Below are 901 nucleotides of genomic sequence, written 5' to 3'. Positions count from 1 at the left end.
GTTGGCGTGCATTTGAGAAACATTATGGATAAAAAAGCAAAATCAATTTTATTTAAAACTTATTGGAGTTCTCAAGGCTGGAAACGTGACTTTGAAACTGATCCATTAGATTTTGATTATGCTAAATCAAAAGGATTGATGTTTGAGCCTATTTCAATATCTATGAAAGAGGTTAAAACCGACTTAAAAAACATATTAAACCAAATCAGCACGAAAAAAATAACTGACGGATTTTTATCAAGTTTGACTAATAAAAGACTTGATTGGCGCTCTGCTATTGCTAGTTATTTCAATGCCAAATTAATACTTGAAGGAAAAAGAGAATTTTATCGACCTGAAATTTTTGAATACGAAAATGAAGACCTGAATGTCCTAAATTTTGAGCGAATTAAATGGAGCGGAGTTAGACATTCAGATTTATTATATAATTATCTTGATTTAAAGTTATTTAGTCAAGAAAATATTAGTGAACCAACTGAATTAGACATTAAGACTTTTAAAGGAATTTTAAAATGCATAAATGATTCAGAGACTGGAGAATATCCAGGAAAATTAAGAGATAGACTAAAAGAAGTTATGAAAGGAAGCAAAAATGAACGTCATACAATAATGGAAATTCTTGGATGTTGTGAAATTTTAGAACCTAAAAATTATGATAGACCAACAACAGGTAGACACGATTGGGCTTTTGTTGAATATTGGAGAGGTGAAGATAAATACAACAAAAAGATAGTTAATGAATACTTTGATCAGTATCTGAAATAAAAAAACGACACGCCAACACCGTATATAATTTATTGCTAGTTCTAGCCTACTTACGAAAATCCTCGCGGATTTTCTATACCGTTTTTATTTGCTAAATTGGTTGCTGAAACACGCAACAAATCATATACAAACCGTT

The 901-nt window shown here is 30.4% G+C and carries 1 protein-coding gene; it reads left to right on the top strand.

Translation table 11 applies throughout. The features are described from left to right. A partial coding sequence (locus G3567_RS13190) for a hypothetical protein (RefSeq protein WP_235923608.1) occupies positions 1 to 765 on the top strand: 765 nt, incomplete at its 5' end. Positions 766 to 901: the final 136 nt, after the last annotated feature.

The sequence above is a fragment of the Psychroflexus aurantiacus genome, from assembly GCF_010820555.1.
Taxonomy (GTDB): Bacteria; Bacteroidota; Bacteroidia; order Flavobacteriales; family Flavobacteriaceae; genus Psychroflexus; species Psychroflexus aurantiacus.
The sequence above is the reverse complement of the archived record's forward strand: the minus strand, read 5'-3'. Positions and strand labels throughout refer to the sequence as shown.